The following is a 21,062-nucleotide window of genomic DNA, read 5'->3' on the forward strand; positions in this document are numbered from 1 at the left end:
GTGGGACGGCCGGTCAGCTTATCGTGAAGACCGACTCGGAGCCCGCTCCACTTCCGCCGCGCAGTGCACCGCCTGCGTGGCGCAGGAAGACCTTCGGGCGCGCCGCGAGCGCGAAGCGGACGCCCTTTTCGCCGACCTGCGTGCGCAGGAAGGCGGTGGCACGCGCCGTTGCGGGGCTGGCGTCTCCGGCGATCAAAGCGACGCGACCATCGGCAAAGGCAGCGACAAGCTGGCCCGGCGCATCGATCGGTTCCAGCGAGACCGCGCCGCCGCCCAATGGGCTGGGGATCTGGCGGAACTGGCTCGACGCGATCGACCCCTTGCCCACCAGCATCGCGGCGCCCTCGTGGCGGATGAACGACCCAGACGCGCCGAGCGGGCTGAATCGATCGGGGACCGGCCCATTGCCGACGGGAATGCCGAAGTCCGGCGTGCCGTCGTCGCGATAATAGATGCGCTGGACGCGGGTGTGGCGATTGGGATCGAGCAGCGGATCGCCCTCGATCTTCTCATAGTCGCGTCCGTGATAGACGAGCAGGTCGCGGCCCTGCTCGTCCACCGTGAAACTATTGTGGCCGGGGCCATAGACATTGGTCAGGCGCGAAGTGGTGAAGACGGGTTCGGGGGATTTGGTCCAGCTCGCCGGGTTCATGATGTCGGCGTCGTCGGCCGCGGTCAGCATGCCCAGGCAATAGCGCGCGTCGGTGGCGCTCGCCGAATAAGTGAGGAACAACCGCCCGTTGCGCGCGAGCAGCGCCGGGGCCTCGGCGACCTTATACCCGCGGATCTCCCAATCGAGCGTCGGCACGGTCAGCCGCGCGGGCTTCGCGCCGAGCGTCAGCGGGGTGGCGAGCGGCGCCAGATAGAGGTTCGAATTGGTGGCGATCCCCGGCTCGCGCTCGGCCCAGCAGAGATAGCGCACGCCGCGATGGTCGAATACGGTCGAATCGAGGTTGAAGCCGTCCCAGGGCGTCTCGAGCTTGCCGAGCACCGTCCAGCTGCCCGCCATCGGATCGGGGCCGTCGCAGACCACTGCATAGGTACGGATGCGGAACACGTCCTCGCCGCCGCCGCTGGGGCCGGCTGCGAAGTACATGATCCACTTGCCGTCGATCAGGTGCAATTCGGGCGCCCAGAGGTAGCCGGACATCGGCCCGCTCGTCTGGTGCCGCCACAGCACGCGCTCCTCGGCGGTCGCCAGCCCGGCGATCGTGCGCGAACGGCGCAGCACCAGCCGGTCATATTCGGGCACCGAGCCGGTCAGATAATAAAAGCCGTCGCTATGGCGGAATATCTGCGCGTCGGCGCGCTGGCGGACGAGCGGATTCACCGGAACCGCGCTCGGATCGGCCGCAGGCGCGAGGCCGGACGCGGAGGCACGCGCCGCGATCGCGGTGCCGGCGGCACCGGCGAGGAACAGTCGGCGGTTCAGGTCGATCATGTCGGCTCCCTTGGCTGTGCGGGCAAATCAATAGTCGGCGATGGGCCAGCCGTCGGCGCCCCAGCGTACCGGAGCGATGCGCAGCGTCGGCGCGCCGCGGCTTTCCTTGTCATAGGCGTGATAGACGACATACTCGCGACCGTCCTTGTCGCGCAGCCACCCCGGGTGCCCCGGCCCGCGGAAGCGCTGCTGCTCTTCCAGGTCGGCGCGCAGGAAGACCGTGCCCTTCCCGTCCATCAGCGAACTGCCGTCCTTGCCGAGATAGGGTCCGCCGATCGCCTTCGATCGGCCGACGACGGTGTAATAGGTGCTGTTCACGCCCTTGCAGCAATAGTCGTAGGACACGAACAGATAATAATAGTCGCCATGCGGCACGATGAACGGCGCCTCGACCGGCGCAGGTCCGCCCGCGGGTGCGGGGCGGCGCGCGATCGAAAGCGGCGCCTCGCTTGGGTTCAGCGGCTTGCCGGTCGCGGGATCGAGGCGGAACAGCTTGATCCCGGTCCAAAAGCTGCCGAGCGACAGCCAATGCTTGCCTTCGCGGTCGATCACGAAATTGGGATCGATCGCATTGAAATCGTCGGACGGCCCCGAGGCGACGACCAGCCCCTCGTCGCGCCAGCCATAGTTCGGCGCCTTGGGGTCGAGCGTCGGGCTGGTGAACATCCCGATCGCCGACCGGTTCGAGCCGAAGGTCGACAGCGAATAATAAAGCCGCCAGCGGCCGTTCACGAAGGCGATGTCCGGCGCCCACATGCCCTTGGTGCCCGGAACCGCCTTTTGCCCCCATTCGGGGATCGCAGTGAACAGCGGCGCGCCCGCGGTCCAGCGCGCGAGATTCGGCGAGCTGCGGGTCTCAATCAGCCGCTGGCCATGGCCGGTGCCGAACACATAATAAGTGTCACCCTCGCGCGCGATCACCGGGTCATGGGTCGGCGCCAGATCGCCGCTCAGCCGATCGTTGAGCTTCGCGGGAGTCGCCGTTTGCGCGGACGCCCCAGAGGCCGCGAGCAGCGCAATCGAAGCGCAAGTGGCGAATAGCGGCCGGAAACCCATCATCGAACCTCTCTTAAGGTGAACGGGGCGCCCGGCATGTCGGCCAAGCGCCCCTCTAAGTCATCGCAGATCGAGCATCACCACCGACTTCGCCGGAAGCGTGACGGTCAGCGTTCCGCCGTTCAGCTGCGCCCCGTCGAACGCCACTGGAGCGACGGTGTCGGGCGCATCGAAGCTGTTGAGCGTGTTGATCGCCGGCGCAGTCAGCACCTTCCCGCTCACCTGGCTCGCATTTACCCCGGCGAGCGAGACCGTCACCGTGTTCGCACGGTTGGGATCGAGGTTGGCGAGGCCGACATGGACCACTCCCGCCTTGTCGCGCACCGCCGAGGCGCTGACCGCCGGCATCGTCCACTGGTCCTTGTTGTACCAGGGCGACTTGATTTCGATCGGGAGCACCGTCGCGTCCATATACGGCTTGTACATGTGGAAGACGTGGTAGGTCGGGGTGCGCACCATCTTCGCCCCGTCGGTCAGGATCATCGCCTGCAGCACGTTCACCATCTGGGCGATGGCGCTCATCTTGACGCGCTCGGCATGTTTGGCGAAGACATTGAGGTGGATCGCCGCGACCAGCGCATCGCGCAGCGTGTTCTGCTGGCGCAGGAAGCCCGGATTGGTGCCCGGATTGCCGGCGTACCAGGTCCCCCATTCGTCCACCGCGAGCCAGATCCGCTTCTTCGGATCATATTTGTCCATGATCGCGCTGTGCTTGGTGACGAGCTCGTCCATGCGCACCGCGCCCGCCAGCGTCTCCGCCCAGCCCGTCTCGTCGAAATCGCTCGCCGAGGCGCGCGGCGGCCAATTGCCGGGGACGGTGTAATAATGGAGTGATACCGCGTCGATCTGGCCGATCGCCTCGCGCATCATCGTCTCGGTCCAGCGATAATCGTCGACATTGGCGCCGGCGGCGATCTTCAGGATCCGCGTGCCGCTGGGGGCCTTGATGAAGGTCGCATAGCGCCGCGTCAGGTCCGCAGCATATTCGGGCCGCATGTTGCCGCCGCAGCCCCACAGCTCGTTGCCGACTCCGAAAAAGGGCACTTTCCACGGCGCCTTGCGGCCGTTGCGCGCCCGCTCGTCGGCGAGGCTGCCGGCCGGCGCGGTCATATATTCGACCCACTCGGCCATTTCCTGCGGGGTGCCGTTGCCGACATTGCCCGCGACATAGGCTTCCGCGCCGACCTGTTCGGTTAGGTCCATGAACTCGTGCGTGCCGACGGTGTTCGGCTCGGTCACGCCGCCCCAATGGGTGTTGATCTTGACCGGGCGCTTCGCCCGCGGCCCCACACCTTCGCGCCAATGATATTCGTCGGCGAAGCAGCCGCCGGGCCAGCGGATCGTCGGCACCCCCAATTCCTTGAGTGCGCGCACGACATCGTTGCGGAAACCGCGGGTGTTGGGAATCTTGGAATCGGCCCCTACCCAAAGCCCGCCATAGATGCCGGTGCCGAGATGCTCGGCGAATTGCGTGAACATCCGCCGGTCATAGACCGGGCCGGGTTGGTCGCCCTTCACGGCGATGGTGGTCGTGGGAGCCGGCGTCGCGGTCTGGGCATGCGCGCCCGCCGCTGCCGTCGAAAGCAGCAGGGCCAGGGCAGTACGCCTGAGGGCAGCGATCATTGTCTCTCTCCTGGTCGTTTCATTTTTATACGCCCGTCATCCGATCGGCACCATCGCCCAGCTTCTGGATAACGATGCGGCGATCGCCGCGGTAGGGACCCTGGCCCTTCTCGCCTTCGCGGCGATGATAGGCAATGCACCAACGGCCGGTCCTGAGCTTCTTGAAAAGGCGATACTGCCCGGGCACCTTGAACCACGCATCGCCCCGGAGGATCGGCCCGCGAGACTGCGGTGCCTGAGATCGCATGACGACCTGGCAAGCAGGGCGTCCCCGCGCCTCAGGGCTCCAGGTCCGGCGTTCCGGTTCATGCCAGCGCGATCGGCCAGCCTTCTTTGTCCCATGCCAATTCGGCCAGTCGCAGCGTCGGGCGCGCCGCATTGGCCACGTCATAGGCGTGGTAGACGATGAGATCGCGGGTGCGGTCGCGGTAGAGCCCGCAATGTCCAGGTCCGCGCCAATTGGTCGATCCCCAGGGAGTTTCGGCGAGGACGACGGTGCCGTGGCCGTCCAGAATCGGCTCGCCCTCCTTGCTCAGATAGGGGCCGGTGATCGAGCGGGCGCGGCCGACTGCGACATAATAATTGCTCTTCTCCTTGCGGCAGCAATAATCGTAGCTGACGAAGAGATAGTAATAGCCGTCGCGCGGAAAGAGGAAGGCGCCCTCGACCGGCTCGTCGCCGCCGGGCGCGGCGGGTGGTCGATAGGCGATCGGATGGATCGGCGCGCCCGCCTTGGGTTTGCCGCTCTTCTTGTCCAGCGCGACCAGCTTGAGGCCGCTCCAATAGCTGCCGAACGCCAGCCAGTGGTCGCCCGCGAAATCCACGACGAAATTGGCGTCGATCACGTTGTAAGTGCCTCCGGCGAAGGACTCGACGACCAGGCCATGATCGGTCCAGCCATAGCGCGCGCTCCCGCGATCGAGCGTCGGGCTGGTCGCGAAGCCCGTGACCGAGCGCATCGAACCCGCGGTGGATACCGAATAATAGAGCCGGAACAGCCCATCGACGAACTGGATGTCGGGCGCCCAGATCGCGCGCGCGTCGGGTATCGCCTTCGCGGCCCAATCGGGCACCGAATCGAAGGGCGAGCCATTGTCGCGCCAGCTATGAAGGTCGTTCGAGATCCGCCAGCTCAGTCCAGCCTTGCCGGTCCAGCCGCCCGATCCGAAGACGTGATAGATATCACCGTCACGGATCATCACCGGATCATGCAGCCCGTCGAGATAGCCCGAAAGCTGGGCGTTGAGCGTGGCAGGCTCCCCGAGCACGGGACGGGCAAGCGCCGCGCCGGCGCCCGCCACGCCGATCGAAAGCAGCCCGCGCCGGCTCAAGCTGGTCAACGAACCCGACATGCTCGCGCGACATGTTCGAGGAGGTCGACCGGTCTGTTTGCCCGCGCGTCCGGCCCACCCGCGACCGACGGCGCGGGGAACAGGAGCGTCAGGCTGAGCGCAGCGAGGGAAATACTGAGCAACATCGATCTCCCTCCCCGCCGCGGTCAGAAGCGGAACCGCACGCCCAGCGAGTAAGTGCGCTCGAGATAGATCGTTTGGCGCTCGAACGCCTCCCCCGTATCGTTGAACTGGCGATAGCGCTGGAGCGGATTGCCGAGCACGTTCACGATATCGAAAGCGAGCGTGACGTTGGGCAACGGCGTGAGCGTGGTCGAGAAATCGAGTTGCCCGCGGCCGCGCTCGGTGATGCCGCGAATGCGCGGGTCGTTCTGGCCCGCGACGGTGTAGCTGGGGCCGACGTCGAACGCTTCTTCGGTATAGTTGACTACGAAGTCCGACCGATAATTATAGGCAAGGCGCGCCGAGAAGAAGGGCCGTTCGTACAGCGCGACCAGATTATAGGTCCATTTCGACACGCCGTTGAACGGCACCTGCTCGTTGTCGAGCAGCGTGTTGAAGCGCGGCGAGAGATCGCCCTTCGAGTCGATATAGGTCCCGTTCGCCTGCACGCCGAAACCCTTTGCCCAATCGGGCAGCCCCTCGAAATCGAGAAAGGTGGTGAAGGAGATTTCGGCGCCCTGGAAGCGCGTGCGGCCCGAGTTGAGCGGCTGGTCGATCCGCAGTGCGTTATAAATCGGGTCGGGCACGTTCCTGAAGTCGTTGAAGATGAACCCCGTGGCATCGCGCCGGAAGATCGCGCCGGTCAGCGAGCCGCTGCGCGAGAAATACCATTCCAGGCTCGCATCGTAATTTTGCGACGTCAGCGGCGTCAGGTCCGGGTTGCCGCCATTGGCAGTGCGGTAATTGGTCGTCGTGGTGCCGTCGGTCAGCGTGATCGGGCTCTGGTTGCCCGCCGGCTGGTTTATGGTGAGCGCCGGCCGGAGCGAGAAGAAGCCCGGGCGCGTGCGCGTTTCGGTATAGGCCAGGCGAAGCTGCACTTCCGGCGAGAAGGCAAGCCGCGCGCTGACATTGGGGAGATAGTCCCAATATTCATTGTCCTGCGTAGTCGGCGCGATGCTGCCGTCGGGCTGGCGCAGGAAGCCGCTGATCTCGGTCTGGGTCCGAACCGCACGCAGACCGACAAGCCCGTCGAGCGTCATGTCGCCGATATCCACGCCATATTTCAGCTGACCATAGACGGCGAGCGCCTTTTCGTTGCCGTTGAAGGCTTCGGTCGGGTTGTCGGCCGGAAGCGACGCCGGCTGTCCGAAGAACTGCCGCAGCGCCGGCAGATTCTCGCGGATGCTTTCCTGCGGAATGAAGGTGTAGGTGCGCACCGGCTGCGAACTCGTATTCTTGAAGCCGGGCAATCCGGTGGAGAAACTCACCGGCAACCGCGAGAGCGGAAGCTGCGCACCGAGATTGTTGACGTAGGAATCGCCGAACGTCCGCCCCGCGTCGCGATCGTTGTAGCGAACGCCGAATTGAAGTCGCTTCAGGAACCCTTCGGCGAAATCATAGGAAAGGTCGGCGCGCGCCTGCATGTCCTTGCCGCTGACCTGCAAATATTGCTGGTAGAGCCCGCGGCTCAGGAAATTGGCCGGGTTGGTCGCATCGAAGTTGAGGAAATTGAACGACGCACCGCCGTCTTCGGCAGCGTTAAACGAAACGTTGCGCACTGGCGAACTGGCGAATGCATAGTCGATGTTGACCAGATCGAAGGTGTATTTGCTGTCGGTGAACGCGACGTCACCCGAGATCTGCAGACCTCCGCGCTTCCAGACGGCACCGCCGCCCACCTGATAGGTGTCGGTCTTGCCCTTGGCTGCACCGTAATAGCCGTCGGGAGCGGCTGCGTTGCTCACGGTGGCGCTCTCTGCGAGGTTGGCGTTGCCTGGACGGGTCACCAGATTGCTCAGCCGAATGTCCCCGAAGATCGGCACGAACAGCCAACGGTTGGTATCTTCGCCGCGATAGCCCTGGAACAGGCCGTCGACATAAATTTCGAGCTCGGGTGTCGGCTTCCACTGGAACGCCGCGTTCACCGAGGGGCGGAAGCGATCGCCATATCCCAGGAACATGCCTTGGGCGTCGGGGAAGCGGACGCCGCCGGTGGTGCCGGGCGCGCTCGTCGGGCTCGTGGTTCCGATCACCAGCGATTGTTCGCGCGTCGAATCGAGGAAGTTGATGCCGACATAGGATGCGTTCACCAGCAGGCCCATCTCGCCGATGCCGGTGTCCCAGCGATCGCTGACCAGCAGATTGCCGTTCCACGACAATTTGCCTGACTGCTCCCAGTTCACGCCGTTGAGCGAGCCGGAAATCTCGAAGCCGTCGAAATCGAACGGCCGGCGCCCCCGCACGTTGACCTGGCCGCCGATGCCGCCCTCGATCAGATTGGCCGTGCCGGACTTATAGACTTCGAGCGCCGCGACGGTGCCCGCCGGAAAATCCTGGATCTGGACGAAGCGGCCCTCGGCCGTGAATATCTCGCGGCCGTTATAGGTCGTGCTGATGTCGGGCAGACCACGGACCGTGACGCCCGCAGACTCGCCGCCGCCGCGATTGACCTGCACGCCCGAGACGCGTGCGAGCGCGGAGGACGCGAAGGTGTCGGGAAGCTTGCCGATATCCTCGGCGACGATCGCGTCGACGATCCCATCGGAGTTCCGCTTGACCGCCTGCGCCGATTCGAGGCTGCGGCGAAGCCCGGTGACGACGATCGCTTCGTCTTCGGTGGGGCTTTCCTGAACCGATGGCTGCGGTGCTGCGGGGTTCGCATTCTGGTCCGACGCGGTGGTCGGCTTGGGCAGATCCTGCCCTTCGCCACCCGAAACCGGCGCCGCCTGCGCGGCAAGCGGGGCCATGCCGGCCAGCGCCAAGGTCGCGACAGATGCGTACAGAAGTGCCTTCGCCTTCATTTTCCCTCTCCCTGTTATTGCGCGCATCGTCTCGTGCGGCTGCATATTCGATAAAAGGATCCCGACATTCAGGCAAGGTACTTGTCAGACATATGAGACTTAGGAGTATCCCACCCGCTGTCCCATATAATGTTATCGAGGCCCCCCCGAGATCGCTGCCGTTACGGCATTGCGAGCATATTGGCTGCACCGTATCGATACGGAGACAGGTTCTCGCCGTGATGCCTCGGATCGGAGATGGCGGCAGATGCTGAGGGGTCAGTGGCCCGCCCCGCAATCACGCGCGGATATGCGCCCGCCGCGGAAGCCCGGGCGGTCCATCGAAAACATACAGCGCCAAAATGCTACGCTTTGGGAGATATCTTCCAATAGGTCGCGTAGCGCTGATGCGCGATCTGGTGGTACGGGATCAGCCGCACCGGCGCCCCTTCGGCCGAAGCGATCATGAATTCCAGCGGCCGTCCCGAAGGCAGTATCGATCCGGCAAGCCTCGCAGGATCGCCGGCAAGCGTCGGCGCATCGAACGCGCTATCGTTGTAGCTGCCATAGTTGCGCTCGTTGACGACGATGTCGGCACCGGGCGCCAACCCCTCGCGCCCCAGATCGGCGGCGAGCACCAGCGGCCCATAGGTGAAGGCGACGATGTCCGCTGCGGCCGGCGCATGGTCGGTCGCGACTTCCATTGTCAGCCGCAACTCGACCTGGTCGCCGCTACGCCAGGTACGGGCAAGCGCGATATAGCTGCCGGCATCGTTCGATCGCGCGGCTTCGGCGCCGTTGACGAGCACCGTCGCGTTTCGGCTCCAGCGCGGATGCCGCAGCTTGAGCGTCAGTTTGGTCGGGCGCCCCAGCGTCCAGCGCAGCGTCGTCGTGGGCGCATCGGGGAAGCGGGTCGTCTGGGTGAGCAGCGCCCCTTTGGCCCTCCATGCGACCGACGAGGGCAGGAACAGGTTCACATAGAGCGCGGTCTCGTCGTGGAAGTAGATCGAGTCGCGATACTTTACGTGGTTCTCCATGCCCGTTCCGGTGCAGCACCAGAAGGAATCCTCGGGCGTATGGTAGAGCTTCATGTAACCCGGGCGTGCGCCCTGGAAGTAGGTCGTCATTCCCGAATCCGGATCCTGCGAGGCCAGGATGCCGTTGTAGAGCGTGCGCTCGTAATAATCGGCATATTCGGCGCGCGGATCGTCCAGGAACAGCGCGCGCGCCAGCTTGAGCATATTGTGCTGGCAGCAGGTTTCCGACGCTTTGGGCGAGAAGACGTGGTCCGCGAAGTCCGCCATCGGAAAGAAATGCTCGCCGTCGCCATGCCCGCCGGTCGCGAAGGAGCGCGTAAGAGCGACCGTGCGCCAGAAGAATCCGGCGGCATCGCGATATTTGGTCTCGCCTGTCGCTTCGTAGACCCGCAGAAAGCCGACCACCTTCGGGACCTGGGTGTTGGCGTGCAGCCCGTCGAGCCGATCCTGCCGTTTCGCCAGGGGATCGAGGATCGCTTTGTGCGAAAAGCGCTCGGCAAGGGCGCGATAATCGGCATTGCCGGTCATCAGATAGAGGTCGGCATAGATCTCGTTCATGCCGCCATGTTCGGTAGCCAGCATCGCCTCGAACGCGGCGTCGGACAGCGGCCGGGTGGCGACGACGCCCCAGTCCGCCAGTCGCAGCAGCACCGCGCGTGCGGCCGCGCAGTCGGCCAGCAGCGCCGCGTCGCGCAGGCCTGCATAGACCTTGTGCAGCGTATACCAGGGCACCCCGGTAATCGCTTCCCCCCGCAGATGCGCCGCGATCAGTGCCGGCCCCTCGGGAAAGGCGCAGACCAGCCCGCTGCCCGCCGCCGCCTGGCACGCCGCGAGCTCTTTCGCAATATAGTCGACGCGCTGCTTGAAGCGCTTGTCCAGGGTTGAGCGATAGGCGAGCGCGGCCCCCGAGAGATAGTGGCCAAGTGTGTGGCCATGACAATGGATGTCCGCCCACATCGCCTCCGATTCCCAGCCACCATAGATGGGCGCCTTGGGCTCCAGGCCGGCATTCTTGCGGAAATTGTGGAGCATGCGGTCGGGCTGCAGGCTAAGCAGATAAGCCTCGGTCATCCGCTGCGCGTGGAGGAAGGGCCCCTCCCCCAGCGTCACGTCGGCCATGTCGAAGGGCTGCGCCTTGGCGACGGCCTCCACCGGCAACCCTTGCCCAGGAAGGGAGAAAGCGTGCGCCGGCATCGCATTCCCGACTCCCGCCACGAGCGCGCCGGTGCCGGCACCCGCAAGAAACCGCCGGCGTGGGTATCGGGCAGGTGAGGTCTGGCGCATCGAGATCATTCACCTTGGCTGGACTGTCGCTTCGAGCAGTAAAGCACCTTTGCAACGCCAGTCGTCAATCGGGCGGCCGTGGGTTCTTTCGGTTCGGCTTCAGCGCTCCGAAACGCATTGATGGGCAGCAAGCCGACGACGACATATGCGATAACCAGTCGGGTCGAATTGCAATCCAGAAATGGAACCTGCGGAGATCACGCGGTTTGCTAGTGCCGTTCTGCACACAGTCATACCGACTAACATATTGTAAACAAAGGCGAATTCCTTTGGCGTCCCATAGTCACCTCTCTGTGGACTTTCCTGCCGGGGGGCGATGACGAGAAGAGATGCGGTGCGATCAAACGATCAGAATAATCCCTCGCCTGCAAACCTTGCCGACCAGGGGGCCACGGAGGCCGCGATGCGGTTTGCAGGCGACGGCAATAACGGCGCGTTGATCCGCGCGCACGATTGGGCAAAGACGCCGCTTGGCGCCTTCACCGCCTAGCCCGCAGCACTACGCATGCTGGCCGAGGGGATGCTGGGCTCAGCCAGCCCATGTTCATCAGTTGGGGGCACGAGCGCACCTTGTTGCACAATGACGTTTATGGCGAAATCCTGGCGTCGAAGCACCCGAAAGCGATGGGGCGCGACTTTTTCGAGGTTTGGTACGAACTCCACGACGACCTGCGCCCGATCGTCGAGCGAGCCTATGGGGGCCAGCCCACCGAGATGGACGACATCGAGCTTTGGATGGAGCGCAAGGGCTTCCGCGGAGAGGCGCACTTCTCCTTCTCCTACACGCCGGTGCGGGGAGATGGTCGAGCCATAGCTGGAGCGCCTTTTTCGGACTGATGCTTGCGGTTACAGATACGCGCCTCCGATTCGCGTGCCAGCTCACGACAGATCGACCCAGTCTGGCATAGCGGGAGGATTCTGCCGTCTATCCTTGCCGCCGCTCACCCCCAATGACCCTTCGGCAGAAGCTTCGGGCGCTGCCGGCAGTCGTTGCGACCCGTGCTACCCCGCAGCGCCTCCTCGACCGCGGCGATGGCCTTGGGTCGCTCGTCGCCCTGCCAGAGCTCGGGCCAGTGGCCCCGGCGATCGCGTCGAAGTCATCGACTTCCATGACGCACATCCCGCAGACACCGCGACCAAGATCAAGCTCCTCACGGGCAATGCCGTGAAATCGTTGCGGGCGACCGGCGAAAAGTCGGTCCGCGCGCGCCCGGCGTCCGCCCAGGCCGAGGCCGAGGCCGGCAGCATAAAGCTGCTGCGCGGGCCGTGGAGCGACGCGTTTCTCGACGAGGTCTGTACCTTCCCCGCGGCGACGAACGACGACCAGGTGGATGCGTTCGCTGATGCGCTGAATGAGCTCGCGCTGGGCAAGGCTGGATATGACATCGATGCGCTGATCTGATCGAGATGCAATGTAACTGCGGGCGTCACTTCCGTGAGCGCCCGCAGCCCTTCGTCCGTCGGTACGGACAAGGGAATAAACGCACCGGCGGCTCGGGGAAGACCGAAGCCGGCGAGGGCTCCAGTCGCTATAAAATATGGGCGCTGCGGTCGATACTTCAATGGATATGAAGAAATCTAGTTAAGCGGGTTGATGGTCGCCGTAGAGGTCAAAACGAAAACCGTCGTCCCGGTCTACAGGGACGACGGTATTCTGCTTAGCCTAGAGGATGCTTTCAAGCTTATGCGATGGCGACATTTGTGGTGAGCTTGGACTTGCGGCGCCGCATCGAAGTGCCGATCGCGCCAAAACCGATCAACATCATCGCCCAGGTGGCGGGCTCGGGTACCGCGCTGACAGCGGCAGTTTTCTCGAAGTTGACCGTGTCGGTGCCAAGGTTCGTAGTGAACTGAGCGTTGTCGACAAAGCCGGTGAAGCCAGCGCCGAAGGCGCTACCCGCACCAAAGCTAAGCCCCACGACCCTGGCATCGGTGGAGAAGTACTGCGCCCAGCTCGACAGCTGCATATTCAGCTGATTGCCGTTAAGTGCAAGAACACCGGCGCCGGCTCCATTCGGGAAAAGTACGCCGAACCCCGTAGTGTCGGCCTGGCTGTTGTTCTCAAAGGTGCTGAGCACTGCCCCGCCCGGCGCACGAAGGTTTGCGTACCATACATCGCCTGCGCCAGCATTGTTCCAGACATCAAGCGGCGGCTGCACCCCGCTGGCGCCGCCATTGTACACATGTTCCCAGATCAGTTCGGTCCGGGCCCCGCCCGTGTCAGCAACGATCACCCGTGCGACTGGCGCTGCGTGAAGCTGCGAACCAGTAGTCTGATCGACGTTCCAGTTGAACGTAAACGAGCTGAGATCGCTCAGCTTGATGCTGGGCGAGGCAGTCGTGCCATAGAGGTCACCAATCACGTAGCGGCTGCGGTCGCCGTGGATCTCAAGGGAACCAGTATCTCCTGCCACAGCGTTCGGGCGCACAGACGTCACCGCGGCAGAGCCACCGCCAGTGTTCTCTCCGACCGGAGTACCAGCCGTGAAGTTCACGCCGCCGACGAAAACGTTCTGCGAAGTGCTGGTTACGGTCTGATTAGATTGCGCCAGTACGGCAGGTGTAGTCATGACCGCGGCAGCAGCGCCGAGAGCGTACATGATCGTGGTAGAAGCCTTCACGTGCAGTTCCCCCTTTTACAACGATCCGCCCGGACCAGGCGCTTTTATGTTCGTTGCCAATTCAGTTCAGCCGCGAGACTCACAGCGGATGAGGTCCCGTACGCCGGATTAACACTCTGTTCATCTAAAAAAGAGAGTTTAGGAGCCGCGATTCGCAATTGTCCCGAGTTGGGGCATTCGTGCGACGAATTGAGGTATGTTGCACGTTGTGGGTTCGGACACGCCGTTCCCAGCTCTTTCGGACCTGAGGGCGGTAACCCCCTCACACCCCCCGGCCTACCCCTCCCCCATGGCCGGTTCGCTAACTCTAGACAGCCGCGGCGCGCCAAAGGCATCCGCACCGGCATGCTCCCCGATGCGCACGTCCGATAGCCTCGGCGCTGCAATCCTCGCCGCCAGTGCCTTTCGCCAAAGTCCAATCGGCGGGTTCATCAATGCGATGTTCGGCCGGCAGCTCGCGCTCGTCGCGTACCAATTCAGCGGCCTGAGGCGCAAAGCCACCATCTGCGCGGACGATTGCGTCAGGGAATGGCGGGATTGGCAGGCCGACGAGCAGCAGATCACCGCACTTGACGCCGAGGAGAAGCAGCTCGGGCTCGTGGCGAAGGTACGCCAGGCCGAAATCCTGCATGGCATCGGCGGTGGTGCATTAATCCTTGCGCTGCCCGGCGATCCCGAGGCCCCGGCACCGGCCACGATCACCAAAGGCGCACTGGCCGCCGTCAATGTGGTCTATCGAACGCAATTGACGCTCCTCGACGTGGCGAAAGAGATCACCAATCCGAACTTCGGCCTGCCCGCCTTCTACGTATTCGGCGACAAGCAGACCAAGATCCACCCCAGCCGCGTCATCGCTTTCCGGGGCGACCCGATTGCCGCCGGCGCCATCGCAATTAGCGACGAGGATGCATTTGGGGCGACTGTCGCCTCGAACAAATCTTCCGTGAAGGCCAGCGCACCGACGATACCAAGGCCTGGTTCTCCGAGCTGGTGAAGAAGGCCCAGCGGCTCCGCATCGGCATTACGAACATCATCAATTACACCACGACCGCCGACGGACAGGCGAAGCTCAATGCGCGCATCTCGACGATCGCGACGGGCGAGAGCATGCTCAACGCCTCCGTCTATGGTGCCGCCGCAGAGAAGGACCGCGCCGGCTAGACGATCAGCGATTTTCGGGTCAACTGGGCCGGAGTCCCCGCGATCATGGATGCGTTCGACGGAGTAAACGCTTCGGACTGGCCGCCGAACCCGAGGACACCGATCCCAGCAAACTGACGGAAGAAGGTGATCCCGTTCTACGGGGTTCGGGGGGCGGTGGAAGCGCTCCCCGTCGTCTTGCTGGGAATGACGCGCGCTTCAACGATGCCACCCCCGCACGCTCTACGTCCAGCGCAAGCTTCTAAACGCCGCCGAATTCATCGCCTGGGCAAACGCGCAAGGGTTCGAGGCTACCACGCCGGCTGATGATATCCACATAACCGTCTGCTACAGCCGCCAGCGCGTCGACTGGATGAAGATGGGAGCGCCGTGGGAGGGGAACGACAAGGGCGAGTTGATTGTCCCTGCCGGTGGTGCGCGCATCGTCGAGCCGCTCGGCGAGAAAGGCGCGATCGTGCTGCTGTTCAATTCCTCGCGCCTGTCCTAGCGTCACGAGGAGATGATCCGTAACGCTGCGAGCCACGACTTCGACGAGTATCAGCCGCATGTGACGATCACCGATCGGCGCCCGAGGGTCTGGACCTGTCTAAGGTCGAGCCTTTCCATGGCGCGCCGCGGCTCGGGCCGGAGATTTTCGAAGAGGTAAAGGTGTGAGCATGGCCCTCACCATCGCCCCCCGCCCCCCCGCCCCCGCAATCACCACGCCCGCCTCGCGTCGCGAGGCGTCGCGCCGCTCAACACCTCCGCCGAGGACATGTTCACGCGCCAGAATCCAGGGCGCTGATGCGCTACGATCTTCGCGCCCTCTTCCGCCGCACCCGCAACCCGCGCCGCCGCCAGATCGTGCTGCGGGACATCGCCCCGCCCGCCGTCATGGCCACGAACCTTTACCAGGCCGCCTATGCCCCGGTGTTCGCGCCATGGGAGCGCGCCGCGTTGGACATCATTGAGGTCTATAGCTTCACGATCATGCATATGGTAAACAGTCCTCGGGCGGCGGCCCCCCCATCAAGGCCGTCGTCCAACTCTAAGATCGGCGTGATCCCCAAGCCCTATGATCCCGCCACGCTGATGGAAGCGCTTGGCGAGATCGGCGTGATCCCCAAGCCCTATGATCCCGCCACGCTGATGGAAGCGCTTGGCAAGATAGGAGTGCGCCATCGATCGGGCGGAAACGGATGAGCGTCGCTCTGACCCGACGGAATCGGCCTCACCATGCTCGTGCACGCAGATTATTCCCAGCCTCTGGCAGCGACCCCACTTTCAAGCGGTTCGGCGTCGTGCTGCGCCGCGATCTCGGCCCGTCTCGTCAGAACCTGCGAAAGCACTTCTGCAGCGAACAATCCACCTTGCAATGGCTTCCCATAACGGCAATGCAGGCCCGCATGTCGTTTACCGAACCCGCCCGGGCGCTTCTCAGCGCAGAGCTCGCGCGCGTTGCCCAAGGGGACAAGGCGGCGTTGCGCACGGTCTATGATCTGACCTCCGCCAAGCTTTTCGGCATCTGCCTGCACTTCCTGCCCGATCGCGCGCTTGCCGAGGACGTGGTGCAGGAGGTTTATCTGAAGGTCTGGCAGAATGCCGCCGCCTTCGATCCGCAGAAAGCGAGCCCGATCACTTGGCTCTGCATGATCGCGCGGAATCGGGCGATCGACTGGCAGCGCGCGTCGGGACGCTATGAGGCGGCGGTGCGCGCGGCGGGCGATGTAATGCCCGCCGAAGCGGGAGAGCTCGGATCGGACGTGGAGGAGCGCCACCGGCTGCTCCACCAATGCCTGAACAGCCTGGAGAGCGAACCCCGGTCGTCGATCAGTTCGGCCTTCATGGAGGGCTTTACCTATTCCGAGCTCGCGACGCGGGCGAGCGTGCCGCTGGGCACGATGAAGAGCTGGGTCCGCCGCGGGCTTGCCCAGCTGAGAAAGTGCATCGAAGATGCCTGACGAAGCGCTTTCCGCCGACGAACTCGATCTGCTCGCCGCCGAGCTCGCGCTCGGCGTGCTGGAGGGTGAAGAGCGCGTGCGTGCGCTGCGCCTCCAGCTCTCGGACCGTAGCTTCCGGGTCGCCGTGGCTGCCTGGCAGGATCGCCTCGTGCCGATGCTTGCCCACCTGCCCGACGCGGAGCCGGGGCCGGCGCTCTGGACGCGCATCGAATCCCAGATCGAGGATCGGGCGCCCGACGGAATCGTGCGCAGGCTGCGCGCGTGGCGGACCGGCGCGCTTTCCGCCTCCGCCGTGGCCGCAGCCTTGGCACTTGCGCTCTTGTTCGCGCCGCCGGACGCGCCGCAGCCCGTCCCACCGCGACCCGCGGCGCAGCCCGTGGCAGTCGCCCAATTGCTCGACAAATCGGGCCAGGCACTGCTGGTCGTGCGAGTGAATGTGGCAACGGGCAACCTGCGCGTCCGCTCACTCGACCTTCCGGACGGCGCGGGCGAGCCCGAGCTGTGGGTCATCCCTGCCGGCGGCGTGCCGCATTCGCTGGGCTTGATCGGTCGCAATGGAACCAGCGACATCGCCGCGGACGCGCGGACCCGCGACTATCTGCGCCCGGGATCGGTGATCGCAGTCACGTACGAGCCGGCGGATGGCGCACCGCACAGCGCCCCGACGGGAGACATATTGGGCACGGCGCCGCTCTCCGTACTGTAGCGATCGGTCAGGCGGCCCTGCCGAACGGGCCGATGTCCCTGGCATAATGCCCCTCGACCATGCCGTAGGAATCGCCGGCCAGTGCCTGAAGCCCCGCCCGATCTCGGATCGCGATCCTGCCGCGCATGCATCGGAGCAGGCCCTCTCCCTCGAGGATGTGGAAACAATCGGTCACGCTCGCGCGGCGCACATTGAGCGCGCTGCTGACATGATCATGCGTCAGCGGCAGGACATCCTCCGGGGTGCGATCGTGCATCATTAGCAACCAGCGCACCACGCGCCGCTCGATCGGATCCGACGCGTTCGAAACGATCGTGCATGCCAGCTGCATCATGAAATTGTGCACGTAGCGCAGCAGGGCCGGGCTGAGCGACGCGCTGATGCGGCAGGCTTCGAGGAGGATATGCTTTCGGATCGAGAGCGCGGTTCCGCCCTGGAGCTGAGCGATGGCGAGGAAGGATGAACGGTCGCCACCCAGCAGAAGCGGCCAGCCCACCATGCCCTCCCGCCCGACCATGCCAACATGCGCGCGATCGTCGGCAATGCGTGGCTCATGGTAGGTGACGAGCAGACTTTCGGGGAAGAGCAGCTGATCCAGTTGCTCCTGTGGACTGGCGACGCGCTCGCCGGGCCCGAAGCTGATGCGCTTCAGATGCGGGGCGAGGAGACGAAGGTCTCCGGGCGCCAGCGAGCGCAGCAGCAAGTTGCCATGCGGCCTCGGCGTCACGGCGTGCGCGCGTCGAAAAGGCGACAATCTCAGTTCATTTACGACCATGAAAAAGATTCGGCGCAAAATCGGAAAAAGATGCACTGCGTACGCCAGCGTACCGACGCCCCCATTTAGCGGAACTTGCCAGCTCCCGGTCGGGTTGGGCGAAGGAACGAAACAGGGAGGCTGCCGACATGACGACGGATACCGAATTGCTCGAGGCCTTCGATGCGCGCGCCAAGCGCCGGGACTCACGGCGCGATTTTTTCAAGGCGTTTGGGACTGCCTCGGCGGTCGCCGGCGGCTTCGTGCTCGCCACCAAGAGCGATCCGCTCTCCGCTCAAGCGGCGCCAAGCGACGCCGACATTCTCAATTTCGCGCTCAACCTCGAATATCTCGAGGCGCAATTCTATTCGTTCGCGGCCAATGGCGTCGGACTCCCCGCCAACCTGTTGAGCGGCCCTGGCGCCACGGGCACGGCCACCGGCGGTCGCCGCGTGACCTTCACGGATCCAGTGGTGGCGCAGTATGCCCGCGAGATCGCTGCCGACGAGATCGCCCATGTCACCTTTCTGCGCAGCGCGATCGGCGCGACCGCGGTCGGCCAGCCGGCCATCGACATCGGCGCGACGCCGGACGGCGCCTTTTCTACCGCCGCCCGCGCGTCCGGCCTGATCCCGGCCGGTGCTTCGTTTGACCCTTATGCGAGCGACGAGGCTTTTCTGCTCGCCGCCTTCATATTCGAGGACGTCGGCGTCACTGCCTATAAGGGTGCGTCGCCGCTGCTGGCGAACAAGGTGTTTCTCGAAGCCGCAGCGGGCATCCTCGCTGTCGAAGCCTATCATGCGGCGATCATCCGCACGACGCTCTATGCAAAGGGCATGGCGACGCCGACGGCGATGATCGGAACCCGTACGATCATCGAAGCCACCGAGAGCGTCTCCGGCGCGCGCGACAGCCTAGACGGTGCGAGCGACCTGGATCAGGGCGTCCGCGCCACGGGTTCGGGCGCAACAACCGCGAGCAATATCGCGCCGTTGGACGCCGACGGGATCGCCTACAGCCGCTCGCCCGGCCAGGTCCTTAACATTGTCTATCTCAATCGGGCTGCGGTCACCGGGGGCGGCTTCTTCCCCGCCGGTGTCAACGGGACCTTGCGCCTGAGCGCAGCCAACTGAAATCTCTGAGGGAGCTAATCGTCATGAATGAGCACGACTTGGTCCTCGAGGTTCTCGAGGCACGCGAAAAGCGTCAGGCGGACCGCCGCCGTTTCATCAAGGTTGCCGGGGCTGCCTCCGCAGCCGTCGCCGGCGCCTCCATCTTGAGCGCCTGCAGTGGTGGCAATGACGACAGCGATGTCTTCACGCCGATCATCACGCCAACGCCGACCCCGGCGCCGGCGATCACCGATCAGGACGTTCTGAACTTCGCGCTCAACCTCGAATATCTCGAAGCGCAATTCTATTCCTTCGCGGCATTCGGCACCGGGCTCCCCGCCAATATCCTGGGCGGCGCCGGTACCCAAGGTGCGGTGACGGGGGGCCGTCAGGTCGCCTTCACCGATCCGCTCGTGGCACAATATGCCCGCGAGATTGCCGCCGACGAAGTCGCACATGTCCGCTTTCTGCGCACCGCCATCGGCGCGACTGCGGTTTCGCAGCCGGCCATCGATATCGGCAGCTCGGCGACGAGCGCCTTCTCGGCCGCCGCGCAGGCGGCGGGGGTGATCCCGGCGGGGGCGGCGTTCGATCCGTATGCGAGCGACGAAGCCTTCCTGCTCGGCGCCTTCATCTTCGAGGATGTCGGCGTGACTGCCTATAAGGGCGCATCGCCGCTGATCACCAACAAGACCTTCCTGGAGGCGGCAGCCGGCATCCTTGCCGCCGAGGCCTATCATGCCGGGCTGGTGCGCACCGTGCTCTATCGCAAGGGCATCAATGCCCCAACCGCGATGATCGGAACGAAGACGATCATCGAGGCCACCGAGAGCGTCTCCGGCGCGCGCGACAGCCTCGACGGCGCAAGCGATCTCGACCAGGGCGTCCGCGCGATCGGCACCGCTTCGAACATCGTGCCGGCCGATTCGAGCGGCGTGGCGTTCAGCCGTACCACCGGCCAGGTCCTCAACATCGCCTATCTCAACCGCATGGCCACCGATCGGGGCGGCTTTTTCCCCGCCGGCGTCAACGGTTCGATCCGCCTGAGCATGGGCAACTAACATAATCGGGACGGGCGGGGGATGCGACGGCGTCCCCCGCGCCGCAACAGGGAGAAAAATATGCGCACTCTGATCCTCGCGACGTCCGGTCTGATGACCCTTGCCGCGCCTGCCGCTTACGCGCAGGAATTTAACGGGCCCTATTTCGGCGGCTCGATCGGCTATGGCATCTCAAAGGGCGGCGATGACGAGCGGATCCGCTTCGATCGCGGCTTCGACGGCAGCGAAGACGTCATTACCACCACGGCCGGCACGGATGCCTTCTCGCCCGGTTTCTGTGGCGGTTCTGCGACCTCATCCGCCAATTCCGATTGCGAAAAGGACGACGGCGGCATCGAGTTCCACCTGCGCGCAGGATATGACGTGCAGTTCGGCAACTTCGTTGTCGGCGTTGTCGGCGAGTTCGGCCGCAGCACGGTGCAGGACAGCGTCAGCAGCTTCAGCACGACGCCTGCATCCTATACGATGACGCGTACGATCGATCTCGAGGGTAGCGTGCGCGCACGTCTGGGCTATGTGCTCGGCGAGAAGACCCTGGCTTATGTGACCGGCGGTCCGGCTTATGCGAAGATCGACAATCGCTTCTCGACGAGCAACACCGCCAACGCCTTTTCGGACAATGGCAAGTCGGAGAGCTGGGGCTTCACCGCCGGTGGCGGGCTCGAGCGCAGCATCGCTGAAGGCGTGTCGATCGGCGTCGAATATCTCTATTCGCGCTACAAGGACGATGACTATCGCGTACGCGTGACGCGGGGCGCGGCAAATGCGATCAACCCGTTCATCCTGTTCGGCGCGCCGGGTACGGAGTTCCAGCGCGAGGAAGAGCGGTTCGATTTCCACGCAGTGCGGGCAACCGTCGCCTTCCGCTTCTGAACAAGCGGTCCCTCAGGGAGGTCGTGCAGCTGGCGTCCAGCTGACGTTGGCCTCCCGCTTGGCGTCGTTGCGAGCTGGCGCGCCCTCGAGTTCGGTAAC

Annotated in this window: 20 protein-coding genes and 1 pseudogene; 12 read left to right on the plus strand and 9 right to left on the minus strand. The window is 64.5% G+C overall.

The window, feature by feature from the left end; translation table 11 throughout:
- Nucleotides 1–13 precede the first annotated feature (13 nt).
- From OKW87_RS07485 to OKW87_RS07515, 7 genes are all read right to left on the minus strand, one after another.
- A complete protein-coding gene (locus tag OKW87_RS07485; protein ID WP_265543557.1) occupies nt 14–1,441 on the minus strand; it encodes a glycoside hydrolase family 43 protein in 1,428 nt (475 codons plus the stop codon).
- 27 nt (nt 1,442–1,468) lie between these two features.
- The gene (locus tag OKW87_RS07490) at nt 1,469–2,500 is read right to left on the minus strand and encodes an arabinan endo-1,5-alpha-L-arabinosidase (RefSeq protein ID WP_265543559.1); all 1,032 of its coding nucleotides are present in this window, start codon (nt 2,498–2,500) and stop codon (nt 1,469–1,471) included.
- 57 nt (nt 2,501–2,557) lie between these two features.
- Entirely contained in the window at nt 2,558–4,120 is a 1,563-nt protein-coding gene (locus tag OKW87_RS07495; RefSeq protein WP_265543560.1) for an alpha-N-arabinofuranosidase, read from the minus strand.
- A 25-nt stretch (nt 4,121–4,145) separates the two neighbouring features.
- On the minus strand, nt 4,146–4,367 hold the full coding sequence (locus OKW87_RS07500) for a hypothetical protein (protein ID WP_265543562.1): 222 nt from the start codon (nt 4,365–4,367) through the stop codon (nt 4,146–4,148).
- A 58-nt stretch (nt 4,368–4,425) separates the two neighbouring features.
- The gene (locus OKW87_RS07505) at nt 4,426–5,472 is read right to left on the minus strand and encodes an arabinan endo-1,5-alpha-L-arabinosidase (protein ID WP_265543564.1); all 1,047 of its coding nucleotides are present in this window, start codon (nt 5,470–5,472) and stop codon (nt 4,426–4,428) included.
- Nucleotides 5,473–5,618: 146 nt separating this feature from the next.
- Nucleotides 5,619–8,435, minus strand: a complete 2,817-nt coding sequence (locus OKW87_RS07510) for a TonB-dependent receptor (protein WP_265543566.1) — start codon at nt 8,433–8,435, stop codon at nt 5,619–5,621.
- A gap of 344 nt (nt 8,436–8,779) precedes the next feature.
- Entirely contained in the window at nt 8,780–10,735 is a 1,956-nt protein-coding gene (locus OKW87_RS07515) for a glycoside hydrolase family 127 protein (protein ID WP_265543568.1), read from the minus strand.
- A gap of 334 nt (nt 10,736–11,069) precedes the next feature.
- On the opposite strand from OKW87_RS07515, the gene OKW87_RS07520 reads away from it, so the two are divergent.
- From OKW87_RS07520 to OKW87_RS07530, 3 genes are all read left to right on the plus strand, one after another.
- The gene (locus OKW87_RS07520; RefSeq protein ID WP_265543569.1) at nt 11,070–11,225 is read left to right on the plus strand and encodes a hypothetical protein; all 156 of its coding nucleotides are present in this window, start codon (nt 11,070–11,072) and stop codon (nt 11,223–11,225) included.
- A 50-nt stretch (nt 11,226–11,275) separates the two neighbouring features.
- Nucleotides 11,276–11,572: a hypothetical protein gene (locus OKW87_RS07525; RefSeq protein WP_265543571.1), complete on the plus strand. Its 297-nt coding sequence runs from the start codon at nt 11,276–11,278 to the stop codon at nt 11,570–11,572.
- Nucleotides 11,573–11,909: 337 nt separating this feature from the next.
- The gene (locus OKW87_RS07530; protein ID WP_265543574.1) at nt 11,910–12,137 is read left to right on the plus strand and encodes a hypothetical protein; all 228 of its coding nucleotides are present in this window, start codon (nt 11,910–11,912) and stop codon (nt 12,135–12,137) included.
- 280 nt (nt 12,138–12,417) lie between these two features.
- Here the strand turns inward: OKW87_RS07530 and OKW87_RS07535 are convergent, their stop codons facing one another.
- Nucleotides 12,418–13,356, minus strand: coding sequence for a PEPxxWA-CTERM sorting domain-containing protein (locus tag OKW87_RS07535; protein WP_265543575.1), 939 nt, complete (start codon nt 13,354–13,356; stop codon nt 12,418–12,420).
- 355 nt (nt 13,357–13,711) lie between these two features.
- Between OKW87_RS07535 and OKW87_RS07540 the strand changes: the two genes are divergently transcribed.
- From OKW87_RS07540 to OKW87_RS07565, 6 genes and pseudogenes are all read left to right on the plus strand, one after another.
- Nucleotides 13,712–14,350: an anti-CBASS protein Acb1 family protein gene (locus tag OKW87_RS07540; RefSeq protein ID WP_265543577.1), complete on the plus strand. Its 639-nt coding sequence runs from the start codon at nt 13,712–13,714 to the stop codon at nt 14,348–14,350.
- Nucleotides 14,347–14,517: a hypothetical protein gene (locus OKW87_RS07545; protein ID WP_265543579.1), complete on the plus strand. Its 171-nt coding sequence runs from the start codon at nt 14,347–14,349 to the stop codon at nt 14,515–14,517. The genes OKW87_RS07540 and OKW87_RS07545 overlap by 4 nt, the downstream gene beginning before the upstream one ends.
- A gap of 226 nt (nt 14,518–14,743) precedes the next feature.
- A pseudogene (locus OKW87_RS17525) lies at nt 14,744–15,163 on the plus strand (hypothetical protein); the annotation flags it as partial.
- A gap of 137 nt (nt 15,164–15,300) precedes the next feature.
- Nucleotides 15,301–15,699, plus strand: coding sequence for a hypothetical protein (locus OKW87_RS07555; RefSeq protein ID WP_265543583.1), 399 nt, complete (start codon nt 15,301–15,303; stop codon nt 15,697–15,699).
- Nucleotides 15,700–15,902: 203 nt separating this feature from the next.
- Entirely contained in the window at nt 15,903–16,457 is a 555-nt protein-coding gene (locus tag OKW87_RS07560; protein WP_265543584.1) for a sigma-70 family RNA polymerase sigma factor, read from the plus strand.
- Nucleotides 16,450–17,163, plus strand: coding sequence for an anti-sigma factor (locus OKW87_RS07565; protein WP_265543585.1), 714 nt, complete (start codon nt 16,450–16,452; stop codon nt 17,161–17,163). Before OKW87_RS07560 ends, OKW87_RS07565 begins: the two co-directional genes overlap by 8 nt.
- 7 nt (nt 17,164–17,170) lie before the next feature.
- Here the strand turns inward: OKW87_RS07565 and OKW87_RS07570 are convergent, their stop codons facing one another.
- Entirely contained in the window at nt 17,171–17,890 is a 720-nt protein-coding gene (locus OKW87_RS07570) for a Crp/Fnr family transcriptional regulator (protein WP_265543587.1), read from the minus strand.
- A gap of 176 nt (nt 17,891–18,066) precedes the next feature.
- Between OKW87_RS07570 and OKW87_RS07575 the strand changes: the two genes are divergently transcribed.
- Genes OKW87_RS07575 through OKW87_RS07585 form a run of 3 tightly spaced genes read left to right on the plus strand, consistent with a single transcriptional unit; the run spans nt 18,067 to nt 20,963 of the window.
- Complete coding sequence (locus OKW87_RS07575; protein WP_265543588.1) at nt 18,067–19,050, plus strand: ferritin-like domain-containing protein; 984 nt, start codon at nt 18,067–18,069, stop codon at nt 19,048–19,050.
- A gap of 23 nt (nt 19,051–19,073) precedes the next feature.
- On the plus strand, nt 19,074–20,090 hold the full coding sequence (locus OKW87_RS07580; protein WP_265543590.1) for a ferritin-like domain-containing protein: 1,017 nt from the start codon (nt 19,074–19,076) through the stop codon (nt 20,088–20,090).
- 60 nt (nt 20,091–20,150) lie between these two features.
- The gene (locus tag OKW87_RS07585) at nt 20,151–20,963 is read left to right on the plus strand and encodes an outer membrane protein (protein WP_265543591.1); all 813 of its coding nucleotides are present in this window, start codon (nt 20,151–20,153) and stop codon (nt 20,961–20,963) included.
- The last annotated feature ends 99 nt before the right edge of the window (nt 20,964–21,062 follow it).

Origin of the sequence: Sphingomonas sp. M1-B02 (assembly GCF_026167525.1) — a bacterium.
Classification (GTDB): Bacteria; Pseudomonadota; Alphaproteobacteria; order Sphingomonadales; family Sphingomonadaceae; genus Sphingomonas.

What these genes read in the sequence shown, in the direction of transcription:
- OKW87_RS07485 (WP_265543557.1), bottom strand. Translation starts at nt 1,441, where the DNA reads ATGATCGACCTGAACCGCCGACTGTTCCTCGCCGGTGCCGCCGGCACC.
- OKW87_RS07490 (WP_265543559.1), bottom strand. Translation starts at nt 2,500, where the DNA reads ATGATGGGTTTCCGGCCGCTATTCGCCACTTGCGCTTCGATTGCGCTG.
- OKW87_RS07495 (WP_265543560.1), bottom strand. Translation starts at nt 4,120, where the DNA reads ATGATCGCTGCCCTCAGGCGTACTGCCCTGGCCCTGCTGCTTTCGACG.
- OKW87_RS07500 (WP_265543562.1), bottom strand. Translation starts at nt 4,367, where the DNA reads ATGCGATCTCAGGCACCGCAGTCTCGCGGGCCGATCCTCCGGGGCGAT.
- OKW87_RS07505 (WP_265543564.1), bottom strand. Translation starts at nt 5,472, where the DNA reads ATGTCGGGTTCGTTGACCAGCTTGAGCCGGCGCGGGCTGCTTTCGATC.
- OKW87_RS07510 (WP_265543566.1), bottom strand. Translation starts at nt 8,435, where the DNA reads ATGAAGGCGAAGGCACTTCTGTACGCATCTGTCGCGACCTTGGCGCTG.
- OKW87_RS07515 (WP_265543568.1), bottom strand. Translation starts at nt 10,735, where the DNA reads ATGCGCCAGACCTCACCTGCCCGATACCCACGCCGGCGGTTTCTTGCG.
- OKW87_RS07525 (WP_265543571.1), top strand. Translation starts at nt 11,276, where the DNA reads ATGTTCATCAGTTGGGGGCACGAGCGCACCTTGTTGCACAATGACGTT.
- OKW87_RS07540 (WP_265543577.1), top strand. Translation starts at nt 13,712, where the DNA reads ATGCGCACGTCCGATAGCCTCGGCGCTGCAATCCTCGCCGCCAGTGCC.
- OKW87_RS07555 (WP_265543583.1), top strand. Translation starts at nt 15,301, where the DNA reads ATGCGCTACGATCTTCGCGCCCTCTTCCGCCGCACCCGCAACCCGCGC.
- OKW87_RS07560 (WP_265543584.1), top strand. Translation starts at nt 15,903, where the DNA reads ATGTCGTTTACCGAACCCGCCCGGGCGCTTCTCAGCGCAGAGCTCGCG.
- OKW87_RS07565 (WP_265543585.1), top strand. Translation starts at nt 16,450, where the DNA reads ATGCCTGACGAAGCGCTTTCCGCCGACGAACTCGATCTGCTCGCCGCC.
- OKW87_RS07575 (WP_265543588.1), top strand. Translation starts at nt 18,067, where the DNA reads ATGACGACGGATACCGAATTGCTCGAGGCCTTCGATGCGCGCGCCAAG.
- OKW87_RS07580 (WP_265543590.1), top strand. Translation starts at nt 19,074, where the DNA reads ATGAATGAGCACGACTTGGTCCTCGAGGTTCTCGAGGCACGCGAAAAG.
- OKW87_RS07585 (WP_265543591.1), top strand. Translation starts at nt 20,151, where the DNA reads ATGCGCACTCTGATCCTCGCGACGTCCGGTCTGATGACCCTTGCCGCG.